The sequence below is a fragment of the Streptomyces sp. NPDC033165 genome, from assembly GCF_055577965.1.
This window is the reverse complement of sequence record NZ_JBVIPK010000006.1, coordinates 236,656-250,781: the sequence shown is the minus strand read 5'-3', so window position 1 is coordinate 250,781 and position 14,126 is coordinate 236,656. Positions and strand designations below refer to the sequence as shown.

General features: G+C 71.9%; 17 protein-coding genes and 1 pseudogene. 5 read left to right on the top strand and 13 right to left on the bottom strand.

Features of this window, described 5'->3' with window-relative positions:
• Nucleotides 1-74 precede the first annotated feature (74 nt).
• Complete coding sequence (locus ACZ5WC_RS17120) at nucleotides 75-1,712, top strand: penicillin-binding transpeptidase domain-containing protein (protein WP_468541544.1); 1,638 nt, start codon at nucleotides 75-77, stop codon at nucleotides 1,710-1,712.
• 110 nt (nucleotides 1,713-1,822) lie between these two features.
• On the opposite strand, the gene ACZ5WC_RS17115 is transcribed toward ACZ5WC_RS17120, so the two are convergent.
• A complete protein-coding gene (locus tag ACZ5WC_RS17115; protein ID WP_096627929.1) occupies nucleotides 1,823-2,203 on the bottom strand; it encodes a hypothetical protein in 381 nt (126 codons plus the stop codon).
• 169 nt (nucleotides 2,204-2,372) lie between these two features.
• Entirely contained in the window at nucleotides 2,373-3,380 is a 1,008-nt protein-coding gene (locus tag ACZ5WC_RS17110; protein WP_468541543.1) for an ArsR/SmtB family transcription factor, read from the bottom strand.
• Between the two features lie 212 nt (nucleotides 3,381-3,592).
• Here ACZ5WC_RS17110 and ACZ5WC_RS17105 point away from each other — a divergent pair, with 212 nt between their 5' ends.
• Nucleotides 3,593-4,111, top strand: a complete 519-nt coding sequence (locus ACZ5WC_RS17105; protein ID WP_468541542.1) for a YbaK/EbsC family protein — start codon at nucleotides 3,593-3,595, stop codon at nucleotides 4,109-4,111.
• On the top strand, nucleotides 4,108-4,959 hold the full coding sequence (locus ACZ5WC_RS17100) for an EamA family transporter (RefSeq protein WP_468541541.1): 852 nt from the start codon (nucleotides 4,108-4,110) through the stop codon (nucleotides 4,957-4,959). Before ACZ5WC_RS17105 ends, ACZ5WC_RS17100 begins: the two co-directional genes overlap by 4 nt.
• Before the next feature lie 7 nt (nucleotides 4,960-4,966).
• Here ACZ5WC_RS17100 and ACZ5WC_RS17095 read toward each other — a convergent pair whose 3' ends face one another.
• Together ACZ5WC_RS17095 and ACZ5WC_RS17090 are read right to left on the bottom strand one after the other, a co-directional pair.
• Nucleotides 4,967-5,179: a DUF397 domain-containing protein gene (locus tag ACZ5WC_RS17095; RefSeq protein WP_468541540.1), complete on the bottom strand. Its 213-nt coding sequence runs from the start codon at nucleotides 5,177-5,179 to the stop codon at nucleotides 4,967-4,969.
• The gene (locus tag ACZ5WC_RS17090) at nucleotides 5,176-6,054 is read right to left on the bottom strand and encodes a helix-turn-helix domain-containing protein (protein ID WP_468541539.1); all 879 of its coding nucleotides are present in this window, start codon (nucleotides 6,052-6,054) and stop codon (nucleotides 5,176-5,178) included. The genes ACZ5WC_RS17095 and ACZ5WC_RS17090 overlap by 4 nt, the downstream gene beginning before the upstream one ends.
• 163 nt (nucleotides 6,055-6,217) lie before the next feature.
• Between ACZ5WC_RS17090 and ACZ5WC_RS17085 the strand changes: the two genes are divergently transcribed.
• Both ACZ5WC_RS17085 and ACZ5WC_RS17080 read left to right on the top strand, forming a co-directional pair.
• Entirely contained in the window at nucleotides 6,218-6,655 is a 438-nt protein-coding gene (locus ACZ5WC_RS17085; RefSeq protein WP_468541538.1) for an ATP-binding protein, read from the top strand.
• Between the two features lie 324 nt (nucleotides 6,656-6,979).
• Nucleotides 6,980-8,032, top strand: a complete 1,053-nt coding sequence (locus ACZ5WC_RS17080) for a hypothetical protein (protein WP_468541537.1) — start codon at nucleotides 6,980-6,982, stop codon at nucleotides 8,030-8,032.
• Between the two features lie 62 nt (nucleotides 8,033-8,094).
• Here the strand turns inward: ACZ5WC_RS17080 and hemC are convergent, their stop codons facing one another.
• The 9 genes and pseudogenes from hemC to ACZ5WC_RS17035 form a co-directional block, all read right to left on the bottom strand.
• Complete coding sequence (hemC, locus tag ACZ5WC_RS17075) at nucleotides 8,095-9,027, bottom strand: hydroxymethylbilane synthase (protein WP_468541536.1); 933 nt, start codon at nucleotides 9,025-9,027, stop codon at nucleotides 8,095-8,097.
• Between the two features lie 161 nt (nucleotides 9,028-9,188).
• Nucleotides 9,189-9,620 carry an O-methyltransferase gene (locus tag ACZ5WC_RS17070; RefSeq protein WP_468541535.1) on the bottom strand — a complete coding sequence of 144 codons (432 nt, stop codon included), beginning with the start codon at nucleotides 9,618-9,620 and terminating at the stop codon, nucleotides 9,189-9,191.
• A complete protein-coding gene (locus tag ACZ5WC_RS17065) occupies nucleotides 9,613-10,011 on the bottom strand; it encodes a hypothetical protein (protein ID WP_468541534.1) in 399 nt (132 codons plus the stop codon). The genes ACZ5WC_RS17070 and ACZ5WC_RS17065 overlap by 8 nt, the downstream gene beginning before the upstream one ends.
• A 463-nt stretch (nucleotides 10,012-10,474) precedes the next feature.
• On the bottom strand, nucleotides 10,475-10,996 hold the full coding sequence (locus ACZ5WC_RS17060) for an AAA family ATPase (RefSeq protein WP_468541533.1): 522 nt from the start codon (nucleotides 10,994-10,996) through the stop codon (nucleotides 10,475-10,477).
• Nucleotides 10,997-11,073: 77 nt separating this feature from the next.
• A pseudogene (locus ACZ5WC_RS17055) lies at nucleotides 11,074-11,226 on the bottom strand (DNA-binding protein); the annotation flags it as partial.
• Nucleotides 11,227-11,236: 10 nt separating this feature from the next.
• Nucleotides 11,237-11,497, bottom strand: a complete 261-nt coding sequence (locus ACZ5WC_RS17050) for a CopG family transcriptional regulator (protein WP_468541532.1) — start codon at nucleotides 11,495-11,497, stop codon at nucleotides 11,237-11,239.
• A gap of 5 nt (nucleotides 11,498-11,502) precedes the next feature.
• Complete coding sequence (locus ACZ5WC_RS17045; RefSeq protein WP_468541531.1) at nucleotides 11,503-11,997, bottom strand: GNAT family N-acetyltransferase; 495 nt, start codon at nucleotides 11,995-11,997, stop codon at nucleotides 11,503-11,505.
• A 42-nt stretch (nucleotides 11,998-12,039) separates the two neighbouring features.
• Entirely contained in the window at nucleotides 12,040-12,846 is an 807-nt protein-coding gene (locus tag ACZ5WC_RS17040; protein WP_468541530.1) for an SDR family NAD(P)-dependent oxidoreductase, read from the bottom strand.
• Nucleotides 12,843-14,009, bottom strand: a complete 1,167-nt coding sequence (locus tag ACZ5WC_RS17035; protein WP_468541688.1) for a serine hydrolase domain-containing protein — start codon at nucleotides 14,007-14,009, stop codon at nucleotides 12,843-12,845. Before ACZ5WC_RS17035 ends, ACZ5WC_RS17040 begins: the two co-directional genes overlap by 4 nt.
• Nucleotides 14,010-14,126: the final 117 nt, after the last annotated feature.

The following is a 14,126-nucleotide window of genomic DNA, read 5'->3' as shown; positions in this document are numbered from 1 at the left end:
CGCAGCCGCCTAGGCTTCCTCACAGATGCCCCTTGAACCTTTTTCGGGGCTCTCCTGGGGAGGGGGACTGCGGGATGCGCAGTGGAGCGAAGGTCGGCGTCGTCGGCGGTGCGTTCGTCCTGGTGGCGGGCGGTATCGGCTACGGCGCGTACAGCGTGCTCGGAGATACGGGCGGCGGGGGCGGCGGTACGCGGAGCGCGTCCGAGTCGTCGAAGGTGAAGACGGGGCCGCCGAGCGCGGAGGAGATAGCCGAGACGTCGAAGGGCTTCTTCGACGCCTGGGCGGCCGGGGACGCGGCTGCCGCGGCCCTGCTCACCAACAACGAGGCGGGCGCGGAGCCGGTGCTCGCCTCGTACGGCGAGGACGCCCACATCGGCGAGGTGAAGATCACCCCGGGCCCGGCGGTCGGCACGAAGGTGCCCTACAAGGTCAAGGCCACCGTGTCGTACGACGGGAAGTCCAAGCCCCTGTCGTACGCCTCGGAGCTGACCGTCGTACGCGGCCTGACGACCGGGAAGGCCCTGGTCGACTGGGCGCCCACGGTCGTGCACCCGCAGCTGACGGAGGGCGCGACGCTGAAGACGGGCGAGTCCTCGACCCCGGCGATCGATGCCGTCGACCGCAACGGCACCGTGCTGACCAAGGAGAAGTACCCCTCGCTCGGGCCGATCCTGAACACGCTGCGCCAGAAGTACGGGGAGAGCGCCGGCGGTTCGGCCGGCATCGAGACCTGGATCGAGCCCGCCGACGAGTCCCAGCCGGAGATCAACCTGCTGACCTTGTCCAAGGGCAAGCCCGGCAAGGTGCAGACGACGCTCGACGCGGGCGCCCAGGCGGCGGCCGAGCGGGCGGTGAAGAAGTACACGCAGGCGTCGGTGGTCGCGGTGAAGCCGTCCACGGGGGCGATCCGCGCGGTGGCCAACAACCCGGCGACCGAGTTCAACGTGGCACTCCAGGGCAAGCAGGCGCCCGGCTCGACGCTGAAGATCGTGACGGCGGCGCTGCTGCTGGAGAAGGGGCTCGTCACCGCGAACGGGGCGGCGGAGTGCCCCAAGAACGCGATGTACTACGGGCGTTCGTTCCACAACCTCGACCACTTCGCGCTGCCGGACGGCTCCACCTTCACCCAGAGCTTCGCCAAGTCCTGCAACACCGCCTTCATCAAGCTCATCGACGACACGAAGGACGACGCCGCGCTCGGCAAGATGGCGCGGGACGTCTTCGGTATCGGCCTGGACTGGAAGACCGGCGTCGTCACGACCGACGGCAGCATCCCGGCGGAGACCGGCCGTGAAGCGGCCGCCCAGTACATCGGCCAGGGCACCGTCCAGATGAACGTCCTCAACATGGCGTCCATCACCGCCACCGCCCGCACCGGCACCTTCCGCCAGCCGGTCATCGTCCCCCAGTCCCTGGACAACCGGCAGTTGGCCACCGCCTCGCGCTCGCTGTCGCCCTCCGTCACCCAGCAGCTGACCACGATGATGCGGGCCACGGCGGCTTGGGGCACGGGTGCGAAGGCCATGGGGTCGGTGGGCGGCGACAAGGGCGCCAAGACCGGTTCGGCCGAGGTCGACGGGCAGGAGACCTCGAACAGCTGGTTCACCGGCTTCAGCAACGACCTCGCCGCCGCGGCGGTCGTCCAGAGCGGCGGCCACGGCAGCGACGCGGCGGGCCCGGTGGTGGCGGAGGTGCTGCGCGCGGGCGGCTGAGGCCGGTCCCGCAGGTGCGCGCCCTGCGTACTCACGTCCCTGGGGCGAGGGGAGAAGCACCCCCGCCCCAGGTCATCCGGGTAAACCCCTGCGGACAGGGCCCTGCGCGGCTAGGGCGCGAGCCGGATCGAGTTGATCGGGGTCAGGTCCACGTCCCAGAAGGTCCACGTGGGCATCTTCGCGCCGCAGCCGACCCCGTTGTACCCCGTGCACAGCTGGACGGTCGCGCCGCCTGTCTGGTTGTTGAACACCCGGTGGGTGCCGATCTGGTTGTTGAGGTTGTAGACGCCGTACCGGTAGTACGTCGCCTCCGGCCGGTTGCCGTTCCAGGACGCGCCCGGGTAGATGCAGACGTACCCGGACCGGCAGCCCGCGTAGGTGTCCTGGGCGTCCTGGGCGTCGGCCGAACCGGCCTGGGCCCCGGCCCCGGTCGTCAGTACGGCGCCTGCCGTGAACATGAGCAGTGCTGCCGCTCGTACGAACGTGCGCATGGTGTTCCTCCCTGCGCCGGGCCCCTGGACCCGGTGCTCCCCTGTGGGACGAGTGGGCGAGTGGTGTGACGGAAGAAGCGTGGCAGCGGAACGGGTACGCGCGCCGCACCCTTTCATCGGGATGAAAGGGTCACCTTCACCGGGATGAGACCGTCCCCGTTCCCTGGGATCAGGCCGCCCCCTCCAGCAGCTGCCGCCCCAGCGGCGAAGGGTGGTGGAGCGTGCACCGGCCCTCCTTGCGGCAGGCGGCGAGGCCCGCCTCGCGCAGGATCGCCAGCTGCTGGCTGGTGTTGGGCAGCGAGCAGCCCACCGCACGGGCCAGCTCCGACGTCGTGGCGCAGCCGCGGGCCGTCACCTCGTGGAGGAGCGCGGCGCGTGTCGGCCCCAGCAGCCGGGCGAGCGAGGTGCCGGGGGAGCCTGGGGCGGCGGCCAGGACCGGCTTCTCGACCGGGTAGACCAGCGTCGGCAGCAGCGCGCCGTCGACCAGCGTGAGCGGTTTGCGCCAGCAGAAGTACGACGGCATCAGGAGCAGCCCGCGCCCGCCCAGGTGCATGTCCCGGTCGGCCGGGTACGTCACCTCCAGCACGGGCGGGCTCCACCGGGCCATCGGGCGGAACGTCTCCAGCAGGGCCCGGGTGCCTCCGGCCGCCAGTTCGCGGCTCCGCCAGGCGAGGTCGGAGGCCACCGCCGCGTCGATCCACGGCCGGTACGGGGCGACGAACGCCGCGTCGTACGCGGTGAGCAGCCCGCCCAGCGCCCGCAGCGCCGCCGCATCGCCCCGGGCCAGCTCCTCCCCCAGGAACGGCCGCACCCCCGGCGCCGACTCCGCGAGCAGCGTGAGCTCACCGCGCAGCCTGGTCCGGGGCGTCGACAGCACCCGGTCCACGCCCTGGCGCAGATCGGCGTTGCCGCCGTCCACGGCGGGGGTCAGGAAGTCGGGGAAGTAGGGGCCGAACGGCACCAGGCTGCGCAGCGCCAGCGCGACGGCGCGGTCCGCTCCGCCGCCGGCCGCGCGCAGGCGGGGGACGACGGCCCGCCGCCAGGGGCCGAACGCGACCGGACCTTCGCCGGTCCGGAGCCGGCAGATGCTGCACACGATCTCCCAGAGCGGGTCCGGGCGCCGGGCGAGGCGGACGTACTCCAGGTCCTGGGCGGTGAAGTGGATGCGCAGCACCATTTCCCCCTTGTCATACTTTCCTGCATATGTCGCCCTATCACTGTGGCGTGGGAAGGGGAGCCGTGATCAGCGCCCGCCACTTCCGGCCAGGGAAGGACCGAGGATTGGCCGGATGACCTGGCGAAAGGGCGCGAGGGCGCACGGAAGGGGTCGCGGGACCAGCAGCCGGAACCCCCTCGCGTGCCCCCTACAACGACCGCTAGCGTGCAGCCATGAGCACACCCGAGCCCCCGGCAACCGCCCCCGCCCCCGTCACCTCCCCCGCCCACCCCCGGTTCGCCGAGGCACTGGCCGAGCTGGGCCTCCAGGTCGAGGTACGACGCTTCCCGGACGCGACCCGCACGGCAGCGGGGGCCGCCGCCGCGGTCGGCTGCGAGCTGAGCGAGATCGTCAAGTCCCTGGTCTTCGCGGCGGACGGCGTCCCGGTCCTGGTCCTGATGGACGGCTCCTCGCGGGTGGACGTCGAGCTGGTACGGCGTGAGCTGGGCGCGCAGGAGGTCAAGCGGGCCGACGCGGGCCTGGTCCGGGAGACGACCGGGTACGCCATCGGGGGCGTACCGCCCTTCGGCCACGCGACCCGGACCCGGGTACTGGCGGACCGGCGACTGCTGGACCACCCGGTGGTGTGGGCGGCGGCGGGCACCCCGCACACGGTGTTCCCGCTCGACCCGAAGACGCTGATCGCCCACGCGGGCGCGACGGTGGCGGACGTGCGCGAGTCCGCGAAGTGACCCCTCTGGTCGCGCTCGCGGTCCTCATAGCCGCCGTCACGCACGCCAGTTGGAATGCCATCGCCCACGCGATCAAGGACCAGCTGGTCTCCTTCGCGCTGATCTCCGGCGGCGGCCTGCTGATCGGCGCGGCCCTCGCCCTCTTCGCGCCGTTCCCGGCGGCCGGGGCGTGGCCGTACCTTCTGGTCTCGGCCGCACTGCACGTGGCGTACATGCTGCTGCTGATGCGGTCGTTCACGCTCGGCGACTTCGGCCAGATGTACCCGATCGCCCGGGGGACGGCCCCGCTGGTGGTGACCGTCCTGGCGGCGGTCTTCGTCGGCGAGCGCCCGGACGCGTGGGCGACGGCGGGCGTCGCGGTCGCCTCGGCCGGACTGGTCGGCCTGGCCCTCTGGGGCATCCGCGGCTCCGGCACCCGCCCGCACTGGCCCGCGATCGTGGCGGCCCTGGGCACGGGCCTGGCCATCGCCGGGTACACGACGGTGGACGGCGTCGGCGTCCGGGCCTCAGGCACACCGCTCGGTTACGTCGCGTGGCTGATGATCCTGGAGGGCCTGGCGATCCCGGCGTACGCCTACTACCGCCGCCGTTCCCAACTGGCCGCCCAGCTCAAGCCGTTCGCCGTACGGGGCCTGCTCGGCGCGACCCTGTCGGTCGTCGCGTACGGCCTGGTGCTGTGGGCCCAGACCCGGGCCCCGCTCGCCCCGATCGCGGCGCTGCGGGAGTCCTCGATCATCGTGGGCGCGGCGATCGGCACGCTGCTCTTCAAGGAACGCTTCGGGGCGCCGAGGATCGCGGCGGCGGGCCTGATGGTGGTGGGCATCGGCCTGATGCTGCACACGAGTTGAGGGCGGATCAGCGCCCCGTGGCGGCGTACGCGACGAAACCCGCCCAGGCGGCGGGGGTGACGGCGAGACGGGGGCCCTGGACGTTCTTGGAGTCGCGGACGTGGACGGCGTCGGGGGCGGTCGCGACCTCGACGCAGTCGTTGGGGTTGCTGCTGTCGCTGTAGCTGCTCTTGAACCATCGCAGCTCAGACGCTTCCCCGGCAGAGGGCCTGTAGGTCATGACTCTCCCAGCACTTGCTCGATGAAGGCCTGGGACTCCTCCGGCGTGAGAGCCCGAGCCCGGATGATTCCAAACCCTAGCTCAAGGATACGGAGCTGCTTCGGGTGAGCGATGGGCCTTCCGTTGAACTCGTCATCGGCGCGTCCGACCGCCGAGCCGTCCGCGAATTTCAGCACTTGGATCCGCCCGCCCGTTCCTGGGTGGTCCCACCGGGAGGTCGGCATCACCTGAATGTCCACGAAGGGCAACTCCCCCAGGCGGAGCAGGTTTTCGAGCTGCCGTCGCCACACCGTCAAGCCGCCGATCGGGCGGCGCAGCGAGGCTTCCTCCTGGACGAAGCTGAGTTCGGGAGCGGGAGCTCGGTGGAAGATGGAGTGCCGTGCCACGCGAGCGGCCACAGCGCGCTCCAGCTCGTCCGGTGACAGAACAGGGCGCCGCGTACCGAGGAGAGCCCTGGCGTACTCCTCCGTCTGCAACAGACCGTGCAGGTTGTGGCTGCCGTACGCCGCCAGCTCGACAGCCCTGGCCTCCAACTTCGCCAAGTCCCGGATCTTCTTCGGGTACCGCACCTCCGCGATGTCCGACTTCATCGCCGCGAGCTTCCCGCCCGCCCCCAGCGCCAGGTCCACCCCGTCCATGAACTCCGGGCGGGGGATGCGCCGGCCGCCCTCCACCTTGTAGATGAGGTCCTCCCCGTACCCCATCACCGACCCGAGCTCCCCCGCCCGCATCCCCGCCGCCTCGCGCCACGCCCTGATCTGGCGCCCCACGGCGGCAACCACCGCCGCACCCGACTCGTCGTCCGGGTCGACGTCCCAGCCGGGCTCGCCCGCCCCGCCGTCACCACGCTCCGTACCGTCGCCAACCACGCTCATGCCAGCCCCACTTCCGACGTGCGTGCCGTTCTCCCCTCAACCCCGCCCGTTCCCCACGCGTCACGCCCGACAGCCCGGACAACACCGGACAGCCCCGGACACTCACCGTACGCAAGGGCTCCGTCACTGGGCACGGTACGCAGAGACGGCCACGCTGAGTGACATGAACCAAGAAGTCGTGCCGCTCGCACAACACCCCGCACCCACCCGGTCGTTCACCGTCCTGCTCTCACCCACCCGCCGGGGCGCCCGGCTCGCGCGGCTGCTCACCGTCGCCCATCTCAGCGCCTGGAGGCTCCCGTCGGAGGCGGCGGCCCACATCGTGGCCGAGCTGGCCGCGAACGCCACGGTGCACGGCCGCGTCAAGGGACGGGACTTCCAACTCACCCTCGCCGTCGACGCGAAGACCCTAAGGATCGAAGTCACCGACACCCGGGGTGACCGCCTCCCGCCCGGCCCGGGAGCCGTGAAGGCACCCGAGGGCGACGCGGAGAACGGGCGCGGGCTGCTCATCGTCGAGGCGCTGGCCGACCACTGGGGCGTCACCCCCGGGCTCGTACCGCGCAAGACGGTATGGGCCGAAATCGGCCTCGTACGGTGACGGCCTGCACCGGATCGCGCTCCACCGCGACCCGGTACGGCGCGACCGGATCGCGCTCGACCGCGACGCGGCGAAGCGCGACATCAACTACTTAAAGAACCAGGAGAAACAACCCCACCCCACCCGCCCCGGCCTCTACCCGACGGGACCCAGGGGCTCGTCACCCACACGGGTGAGGTTTGCCAACTCAGCTGGATTTCGTGCCGGTTGGCGGGCATATGCTCACGCCAGCACCAACACCAGACACCGGACATACGTCGGCCCCCGACCGGGACTGCAATCCCGAACGAGGGCCTGACCACCAAGGAAGAAAGCCGCTTCCCGATGGATACCCAGCAGAATACTGCGCTCATGCGCGCCCTGGCAGAGGTTCCCGGACCTCTCCCCACCTCCGGCGTGATCCACGTCGTCATCCCGCACACCGAGCGCTTCACGGTCGTAGGCAACCACCTCGCCCAGCACACCGCCCTCAGCGCCACCGCCCTGGGCGTCGCCGTACGCATCCAGTCGCTGCCCCGAGGCACCGAGGTCGGCGTCAAGGCCCTCGCCTCCCGCTTCCCCGAAGGCGAAAAACTCATCGCCACCGCCCTGCGCGAACTGGAAGCCCACGGCTACCTCCAACGCACCGTCGTCCGCCTCCCGAACGGCCGAATCGCCACCCGCACGGTTTACTGCAACCACCCCGAAGCACTGCTGCACCCCCGAGCGGCGCCCACGCCACAACTGCCGCCCGCCTCCCGGCAGCCCCGGACACAGGCGCAGCAGGCACAGGCACAGGCACCTGTGCCTGATCCCGCGCCGACCGCACTACCAGACCCTGCGCCGGCTCCTCTGCCGGTGCCGGGCCCTCTGCCAGATCCTCTGCCGGTGCCGGAGCCCCCCGCCCAGCCCGCCACCGAACCCACCGCACCCAACACACCCCCCGCACGCCTCGTACCGCCACCGACCGCACCCAAAGCCCCGCCCCGCCCCCTCCCCCGGCCCCGCGAACTCACCCCCGAACTCCGCCGGACTGCCGCCGCGCTCCTCACCGACCTACGACGACACACGCACGAACTGACGCTCACCGAGGACGCAGTCGAACGCCTCACCCCCGCCATGGCCGCCTGGCTGGAACGCGAAGCGCACCCCGACGCCATCCGCCACGCCCTGACGACCGACCTCCCGCAACCCGTCAACCACCCGGCGCAGTTCGTCAGACACCGCCTCACCGCGCTCCTGCCACCACCCCTCCCCGGCACCCAGGAGACCACCCCCGTACGTGCCGCCCTCGTCATCCCCATGCAGAACTGCGACGGCTGCGAACGCGGCTTCCGCGCCCGCACCCCCGGCCTCTGCCGCGCATGCAGAACCAACCACGAACAGACCGCCGCCTGAACCCGCCGCTCGGCCGCGGGCACTGCGTGGCACCCGGCACATCGCGGGCGGCAGGCGGTCCGTCAGTGGGCGATGCCGTCGATCAGCTCCCTGGCCCCCTGCCGCAGCAGGCTGACCGCGACGGACGTGCCCAGGGTGGCCGGATCGAGCGCTCCGGCCCATTCGTGGGCGTTGAGGACGGTCTTGCCGTCCGGGGTGAAGACCTTGGCCCGCAGCGACAGATCGCCGTTCCGTTCCACCTGGGCGTAACCGGCGATGGGGCTGTTGCAGTGCCCCTGAAGCACGTGCAGGAACATCCGCTCGGCGGTCGTCTCGCGGTGGGCCGCCGGGTCGCCGAGCCCGCTCACGGCGTCAATGAGGTCGGTGTCACCCTCCCGGCACTGGAGGGCCAGCACCCCGGCACCGATCGGCGGGCACATGACCTCGGGCGGCAGGATCTCGGTGATCACGTCGGACCGGCCGATACGCTCCAGCCCGGACGCTGCCAGCAGCAGCGCGTCGGCCTCGCCTGCGGCGAGCTTCTCAAGGCGCCGGTTGGCGTTGCCGCGCATCGGTACGCAGAAGAGGTGGGGGTGGGATGCGGCGAGCTGGGCGGCACGGCGGACGGACGACGTCCCCATACGCGTCCCGGCGGGAAGCTCGTCGAGACGCAGGCCGCCGGGGTGGATCAGTGCGTCACGGATGTCGTCGCGCCGGAGAAAAGCAGCGAAGACCGTACCCGCAGGCAGGGGCCTGTCCGCCGGGATGTCCTTGACGCAGTGCACCGCCAAGTCGGCTTCCCCGGCCAGGAGAGCGGCGTCCACCTCTTTGGTGAACGCGCCCTTGCCCTCCACCGCGCTGAGGTCGCCCATCCACTTGTCGCCCGTCGTCTTGACCGGGACGACCTCCGTACGGGTGCCGGGGTGGAGTGCGGCCAGCTCGGCACGGACGCGCTCCACCTGGGCGAGTGCCATGGGCGAGTCGCGGGACACAATGCGGATCAGATCAGCGGACATGACGTTCACGATAGTCCGTCAGATACGGGTTCCGACCAGAAGCCCCGACGCCCATGTCGCGCGCGTCCCAAGCAAGTTGGAGCGTTCGCTCAGACGTGCGAGAAAGTCGTCGACGCGGCCCTGGTGATCGCTGGGCCACGTGGGCTGCGACAACAGATCGTCTACGACGTAGAGGCCGCCCGGCTCCAGCAGTTCGAGCAGATCGTCCAGCCGGAGAAACTTTCCGGGGCGGCAGTCCACATAGGCGAGTGAGAGGGGAGGACCGGTATACCGTCGAGCCAGGCGTCGGCATCTGCCGTCACGAAGGACACGCGGGTGTCATGACCCAGATGCGCGGCGGCGACGGCCTGGCGCTCGGGGTCCGTCTCCATACTGGTCAGGTGGGCGTCGGGGCGCATGCCGTGGAGCAGCCAGGACGCCCCGGCGCCAACCCCCGTGCCCAGTTCGACGATATTCCCGGCAGGTTTGGACGCGGCAAGCGTCGCGAGCAGGGACCCGGTCCGGTCCTCGCAGGACATGGCGAACCCGAGACGGATCGCGTCCGCGAGGATAGCGTCGAGAGCAGCTGGGCGGAAGTACGGGCGATCATCCACGGCTCTGCTCCAGGTATGCAGCCACCTGCCCGGCGGCGAACGTCAGCACGTGGTCCGCGCCCGCACGCCGGAGCATGGCGATGTATTCGGCCATTCCCTCGGCGCCCATCCCCCGCAGGGCAGGCCATTCACCGGAAGTGGAGTACGCGACGAGCGGCGCCTCCTGATCGGCCCGGAGCCGAACGAGGACATCGACTGCGGTCATGACCGGCTGGAGGGTGAGCGAGTCCGCCCCCTCGGCGATCCAGCGCCTGGCTTGGACCACGGTGTCGCGCTGGGCACGGCCCGGTTCGAGCTGAAGGCCACGCCGGTGGCTGGCGGCCGGGTCAGTGGCCATCAACTCCTTGAAGGGGCCGCGAGCCGGGTTGGCCGGGAATGCAACTACCCCCACCCCATCGAGCGGCCTGTCCCTCCGCAAAAACGGTTGCCCGCAGACACGGCGGCTGACCCGGCGCTGTCGCGGTCGTGGCCCAGGACGAATACCTTGACGCCGCGAATGCCGAGATCGCCCCACCGAGCCACGGTCCGCTGAACCTCTGCAAGGGGTACCGCGCCGGGGAGGCTTCCGGCCCCGGGATGCCCGTCGGGGAGGGCAAGGAGCGGAGCGCTGAGGTCTCCGGCGGTGAGCGCGGGACGGGTGTAGAGGGCACGCACGGCAGAGCGGGCCCGCGACGGGTTGACGCCGTCCGGACCGACGGCGGGTAGAGGCCGTCCGGTGAGTGTGGTCATGCGCTCAGTAGATACCGACAGCGCGTCGGCAAAATAGGGCGTGCGGGGTCAGATCAAGGAGCGCGTCCAGCGCACGACCGCTCCTCCCGAATCAGTCGGCAGCCACCCGTCGCCCCCTCCCCGCCTCACCCCTTGACCGCCTCCACGATCCGCTCCGCGGCCCGGGCGGGCGTGAGGTGCGTGGTGTCGATGACCTCGGCCTCGTCGTGCAGCCAGGTGCGGGCGGCCTCGGCGTACGGCTCCAGATGGGCGAAGCGGAACGGGGAGGGGCCGAGGGCCGTGTCGCCCTCGATGCGGGCGCGCAGGGTGTCCTGGTCGGCGTGGAGGACGAAGTGGCGGACCGGGATGCGGTGTTCGGCGAGGCCCGCGCTGACCTCGCGCCAGTACGGCTCGACCAGCACCGTCATGGGCATCACCAGGGTGCCGCCCGTGTAGTCGAGTACGCGGCGGGCGGTCTCGACCACCAGCTGCCGCCAGGGCGGCCAGTGCTGGAAGTTGTCCGTACGGGACAGGACCGGCGTGATGTCCATGAGCGTCTCGCCGACCTTCTCGTCGTCGAACACCCGTGAATCCGGGATCATTTGCTGGACGAGTGCGGCGGTCGTCGTCTTTCCCGCGCCGTGGGTGCCGTTGATCCAGACAATCATGGGCCCAAACCTAACGGCCGGGCCTCCCGGCGGGCGGGCGGCTTCTCCGGGAGGCGCCGGTACGGAGGCCGGTGGTGTCAGACCTTGATCACGGTGACCCGCCCGCCGCACAGCGCGGTGAGGTCCCCGGGTCCGGAGGTGAGTACGGTGACAGGGCCAGGTGCTACGAGAGCTGTGGCGCAGAGCATGGCGTCAATGGCGTACGTGTACCCATGCAGCCCGGCATCGGCGCCGACCGTGTCACGCGGCGCTCGCGGCGTCGGCCTGCTGCTCACGGGCCCGTTGCAGCTGATCGCGCCTGGCCTGGATCTCTTCCTCACCGATCGGGCCGTGATCGGCCTCGGCCACGGCGATGAGCTCGTTCAGGTTGTCCCGCTCGATCTGGCGGGCGACAGCCGCCGCGACGTAGGCGGAAAGGCCGGAAGGGCCGCTGCGCTGCCGAGCGGCTTCCGCGATACCGCGCGGCATCGTGATCGAGTACTTGCCGGTGGCATCACTCATGCCACCTATCCCTGCACATCCCCCGAGGGATGGTTCATCCACTCCGCGACCACCTCGCCGTCCTCCTCCACCCCCGTCGGGCGGAAGCCGAGCGCAGCGTACAGGCGGGCGGCGGCCTCGTTGGCCGGGGCGTAGGAGAGGCGGACCGCCGTGCCGTCGGGGCGGGCGGACAGCCAGGTCGCCAGGGTGCGTACGGCGGCCGCGCCGATGCCCCGGCCCTGGTGGGAGGCGTCGATCAGCACGCCGCCGATCCAGTACGAACCGTCCTCGTCCCGCGCCCACATGATGTGCCCGGTCACCTCGTCACCGGCCAGCACCGCCAGGGAGTGCCAGGTGTCCTCGCGGGCCGTCAGGACGAGGTAGCGGGCGGCCAGGGCCGGGACCCAGTCGCGCTGGTCGTCGCGGGGTGCGCAGTCGGCGACCGCCCGCCAGTTGTCCGCGTCGACCTCGTGGAGGGTGACGGGACGTCCCGCCCTGTCGGTGTGTTCGTACGTCATCATGCGGGGAGGGTAGGAGCTGCGGGTGGCGCCCGGCCAGGGGTTTTACTCCCGTCCCGACACCGCCTGGCGGAACCCCGTGTTCACCGCCAGGATTCCGCCGTCCACCCGCAGTGTCGTCCCCGTGATCCACGACGCGTCGGACGAGGCGAGGAAGGCGACGGCGGACGCGATGTCCTCGGGGGTCCCGACCCGGCCGAGGGGGTAGAGGGCGGCGGCGCGCTCCAGTTCGGCGTCGCGGCCCGACCAGGCGGCCGTGCGGATCGTGCCGGGGGCCACCAGGTTGACCCGTACGCCGCGCGGGCCCGCGTGGCCCGCCAGCGTACGGGTCAGGCTGGCCAGGCCCGCCTTGGCCGCGCTGTACGCGTGGCCGCCGAAGTCCTGTTCGCCGTTGACCGAGCCGATGGTGACGATCGCGCCCCGGCCGGAGGCGACCAGGTGCGGCAGGGCGGCGCGGGCGCACCGGAAGGGGCCGGAGAGGGTGATGTCCAGGTCGCGGTCCCACTCCTCGTCCGTCTCGTCCTCGAAGAGGCTCGCGTCCTCGCTCGCCGCGTACGCGTTGTTGACGAGGACGTCGAGGCGGCCGAAGGCCGCGACCGCGTGGGCGACCGCCGCTTCCACCGCCGTCCGGTCCGCCACGTCGCAGGCCAGGGAGTCGGCCGTGCCGCCCGCCTCGCGTATCGCCGCCGCCGTGTCCGAGGCGCGCTCGGCGTCCAGGTCGGTGACGAGGACCGAGGCGCCTTCCGCCGCCAGGCGGTGGGCTGTTGCCGCGCCGATGCCCTGGCCGGCGGCGGTGATCAGGACGCTGTATCCGTCGAAGCGGGCCGGTGCCCCGCGCGTTGCAGGTGTCATAGCGCCGACCGTACTGCCCTGACCAGCGCCTGGGCACGGGGGTCGGCGGTGACTCCCTTCTGGAGTCCGTTGGTCACATAGCCGAGTGCGATGCCGGATTCGGGGTCGGCGAAGCCCAGCGAACCGCCCCGGCCCGGGTGGCCGAAGGAGCCGGGGCCCAGCAGGGGTGCTGCCGGACCGTGCAGCATGTAGCCCAGGCCGAAGCGGGTGTTGACCACCAGGACCCGGTCGGGGCCCGCCGACTCCTCCGTGCGGGCCAGCGTCAGGGTCGCGGGGGCGAAGAGACGGCGGTGGCCGTCGACCGGGCCGATCATCGCGGCGTAGCAGCGGGCCAGGCCCCGGGCGGTCGCGATGCCGCCCGAGGCGGGGAGTTCGGCCGTACGGTAGGCGGCGTCGTTCTCGTCGGGGAACGGGGCGATCGCGCCGAACGCCCGCCGGGTGAGCGATTCCGGGTCGCGGTAGGCCTCGGCCACCGAGCGTTTGGGGCGTACGCGCAGGACGCCGGAGGCCGCGGTGGGGGCCGGGGGCTCCACGGGGCCGATGCGGCCGATCCGGTGGGCCTCGTCGGCGGGGAGTCCGAACCAGAAGTCCAGGCCGAGCGGGCGCGCGATCTCCTCCGCGATCCAGCGGCCGATGGTGCGGCCGGTGGCGCGGCGGACCAGTTCGCCGATCAGCCAGCTGTAGGTCTGGGCGTGGTAGCCGTGGTCGGTGCCCGGCTCCCAGTACGGGCTCTGGGCCGCGACGGCCGCCGGGCCGGAGAGCCCGTCGGCGGCCTCGGCGGGGGTGAGGGTGCGGTCCAGGGCGGGCACCCCGGCCCGGTGGGCGAGGAGGTCGCGGACCAGGACGCGTTCCTTGCCGTTCGCCTTGAACTCCGGCCAGTACGTGGAGACCGGGGCGTCCAGGTCGACCTGCCCGCGCTGGTGGAGCAGGAGGGGGACGGCAGCGGCGATGCCCTTGCCCGCCGAACGCACGACCTGGACCGTGTCGACCGCCCAGGGCTCGGTGCCGTCCACGTCTCTCGTACCGGCCCACAGGTCCACGACCTTGCGCCCGTCCCGGTAGACGGCGACGGCCGCGCCGCGCTCCCCCCGCTGCTCGAAGTTGCGGACGAACGCGTCCGCGACCGCTTCGAACCCGGGCGCCACCGTGCCCCGTACGTCCACGCCCACGTCCACGCCTGCTCCCGTACCCGCCGATGTGCCCGCGCCCTCGTTCATCCCCCCATGGTGCACGGCCCGGCGGGCACAGCGGGGCCCGGGTCGTCGGCCCCTTCGATCCGT

Coding starts and splice junctions, on each gene's coding strand:
- ACZ5WC_RS17110 (WP_468541543.1), bottom strand. CDS start 3,380: ATGGTGCTGCGCATCCACTTCACCGCCCAGGACCTGGAGTACGTCCGC.
- ACZ5WC_RS17095 (WP_468541540.1), bottom strand. CDS start 5,179: ATGACCTACAGGCCCTCTGCCGGGGAAGCGTCTGAGCTGCGATGGTTC.
- ACZ5WC_RS17115 (WP_096627929.1), bottom strand. CDS start 2,203: ATGCGCACGTTCGTACGAGCGGCAGCACTGCTCATGTTCACGGCAGGC.
- ACZ5WC_RS17050 (WP_468541532.1), bottom strand. CDS start 11,497: ATGAGTGATGCCACCGGCAAGTACTCGATCACGATGCCGCGCGGTATC.
- ACZ5WC_RS17120 (WP_468541544.1), top strand. CDS start 75: ATGCGCAGTGGAGCGAAGGTCGGCGTCGTCGGCGGTGCGTTCGTCCTG.
- ACZ5WC_RS17080 (WP_468541537.1), top strand. CDS start 6,980: ATGGATACCCAGCAGAATACTGCGCTCATGCGCGCCCTGGCAGAGGTT.
- ACZ5WC_RS17085 (WP_468541538.1), top strand. CDS start 6,218: ATGAACCAAGAAGTCGTGCCGCTCGCACAACACCCCGCACCCACCCGG.
- ACZ5WC_RS17105 (WP_468541542.1), top strand. CDS start 3,593: ATGAGCACACCCGAGCCCCCGGCAACCGCCCCCGCCCCCGTCACCTCC.
- ACZ5WC_RS17045 (WP_468541531.1), bottom strand. CDS start 11,997: ATGATGACGTACGAACACACCGACAGGGCGGGACGTCCCGTCACCCTC.
- hemC (WP_468541536.1), bottom strand. CDS start 9,027: ATGTCCGCTGATCTGATCCGCATTGTGTCCCGCGACTCGCCCATGGCA.
- ACZ5WC_RS17060 (WP_468541533.1), bottom strand. CDS start 10,996: ATGATTGTCTGGATCAACGGCACCCACGGCGCGGGAAAGACGACGACC.
- ACZ5WC_RS17040 (WP_468541530.1), bottom strand. CDS start 12,846: ATGACACCTGCAACGCGCGGGGCACCGGCCCGCTTCGACGGATACAGC.
- ACZ5WC_RS17090 (WP_468541539.1), bottom strand. CDS start 6,054: ATGAGCGTGGTTGGCGACGGTACGGAGCGTGGTGACGGCGGGGCGGGC.